General features: G+C 38.0%; 4 protein-coding genes. All 4 read right to left on the bottom strand.

All coding sequences use genetic code 11. The features are described 5' to 3' along the window. Positions 1–17: 17 nt before the first annotated feature. Complete coding sequence (locus I2D69_RS19630; RefSeq protein ID WP_004613735.1) at positions 18–221, bottom strand: excisionase; 204 nt, start codon at positions 219–221, stop codon at positions 18–20. 371 nt (positions 222–592) lie between these two features. After that, entirely contained in the window at positions 593–841 is a 249-nt protein-coding gene (locus I2D69_RS19625) for a helix-turn-helix domain-containing protein (RefSeq protein WP_004613734.1), read from the bottom strand. Between the two features lies 1 nt (position 842). Then, positions 843–1,262 (bottom strand): sigma-70 family RNA polymerase sigma factor, encoded by a 420-nt coding sequence (locus I2D69_RS19620; RefSeq protein WP_044998991.1) that lies wholly within the window; start codon positions 1,260–1,262, stop codon positions 843–845. 293 nt (positions 1,263–1,555) lie between these two features. Then, positions 1,556–1,880: ATP-binding protein (locus I2D69_RS19615; RefSeq protein WP_243243861.1), on the bottom strand; the 325-nt coding region annotated here is incomplete at its 5' end.

Raw genomic sequence — 1,880 nt, 5'->3', positions numbered from 1 at the left:
TCTACGGCTCAATGACATTAGATTTCGTCCAATGTATCTATGATTTTTTCAAATTGTTTTCGCTTAATCTGAATACGATTACCGTTCACGATAACCCAGCCAGCGTCAATATTTTCTTCGGCTAATTTACGCAATTTTTTTTCGCCAATGCGGAAGTATTTAGACGCTTCTTCAATCGTCAGCGTATATTTTTCCCAGATAGGCACATCAGTATTGTTCATAATCTATGCACCCCCTTTACTGTGTGTTGTTTTTTTACAAGCAGACAGACGGCTTTGGAAAGCTCCATTAGTATCTCAACTATTCCCATTCTTGTGGGCAGAACCGCACCATGCGGACGTATCATTATTCTGTGAGGATAGGTCATGGCAAAACGACTTTTCCAACAGTCGCTCTCGGATCACTGCGTGGGTCGCTCGCTTTCTTTTGGAAAGGTCGTGGCGTACAGTCCCCGTGGCTCGCTATCTCACAAACGTATCTGTCTGCTTTATTCAGTTGTCAAAGAGCTGTGGCGAAAGCGTGTTGCTTTCATGTAAAAGCAGGGCAGAGCAGGAAAGAGGGGGACATTAAACCATGCTCTGCTAAAAACTGCTTATTCTTCTTCGATTTCTAAGGCAATATCAAACCCTAAAATCATTTTGATAAGTGCTTCTCGGATAAGTCCCTTTAACTCCATATCTACAACAATATAGACATTGCCGTATTCATCATAGAGTGGACGCAAACAGCACTTTGATATGTACGGGTCATAAAATGCCAGTATTTTTTCAATCGCTTTTTCGTCCCCGTCCATTGCTTGCGAAAGCAAATAGTAGGACGGCTTCTTAAATGTTTGCTTCATTTTACTGCTTCTCCTTTAGTATTTTTTTCATAGTTTCCAAAGCATGATGTCGGTTTCTAAATACACCGCTTTGCGTAATCTTTTGTAAGTTGGCAATTTCACTTTCTGTCATTTCCAAGAAGTAATACATTAACAGAGTATTTCTCTTTCTTTCTGGAAGTTTTTTCAAGGCTTCTGCCAGCTCATCATCAAGGACACGAATATCAATGCCACATACTGAAAAGATTGTATAATCTGTTTCGTAGTCATCCCACACAGCAAAATTTTCAACGAAAATTTCTGGAAGTTCACAGAATGGAATTTCTTTATCTTTTCGTCGTTTCAATCCTTGTTGGTAGTCCTTTACAATATGACGGACAACTTTCTTCAAACAACTTTCAAAGCGACATTGAACTGTTTTCTGGAAGTCAGACGGTTTCATCAATCTCACCCCCTTTCCACTATGATTTGAAAAGTGTTTATCCCTCTTTCCGCACCATATAGGGAATGAAAGGTGTGATTTAATGACCTCTTTTGAAAAATTTTTAAATTTTTTTCGGGTATGAAAAAAGCCCGCACAAAACATATAGTCTGTACGAGCCTTTAAAGCTAAAACATATTCAATTTTTAATAGTGTGCTATTAGGTGGAATTTGATTGCAAAGAATTGTACTTAAAGCTTTCCATAATGCAAGCCCCCTTAAAGCACCGTATCAATGTTGGCATGGTTTTCAAATTACTCTGAAAAATTATGAACTGTTCCTTTTGGAAATGTAATGGTCAGTCTTGTATATTCTTTTTCCGTAGAAGCAATATCCAATTTCAAGCCCAACCTATCGCATAATTTTTTCGATAGATACAGTCCCATACCCGTTGCATTTGCCTTGTTTCTATTTGAACCCGTAAAACCTTTTTCAAATACACGGGATAAATCAGACGCTTTTATTCCACAACCATTATCTTCAATCACAAGCAATATATTTGTACACTTACAGTTTTGAAAGTAAACAGAGAGTAAAAGAGCCGTGATAATGCAGATCACAATTTTGTGAAGCATTTCC

It is taken from the genome of Ruminococcus sp. D54t1_190329_F1 (assembly GCF_015551645.1).
GTDB lineage: Bacteria > Bacillota > Clostridia > Lachnospirales > Lachnospiraceae > Blautia_A > Blautia_A faecis.
Note: the sequence above shows the minus strand (reverse complement) of the source record. Positions and strands in the feature narration are given on the sequence as shown.

Excerpts from the sequence above, each read along its gene's own strand:
- I2D69_RS19630 (WP_004613735.1), bottom strand. The coding sequence starts at position 221 with ATGAACAATACTGATGTGCCTATCTGGGAAAAATATACGCTGACGATT.
- I2D69_RS19625 (WP_004613734.1), bottom strand. The coding sequence starts at position 841 with ATGAAGCAAACATTTAAGAAGCCGTCCTACTATTTGCTTTCGCAAGCA.
- I2D69_RS19620 (WP_044998991.1), bottom strand. The coding sequence starts at position 1,262 with ATGAAACCGTCTGACTTCCAGAAAACAGTTCAATGTCGCTTTGAAAGT.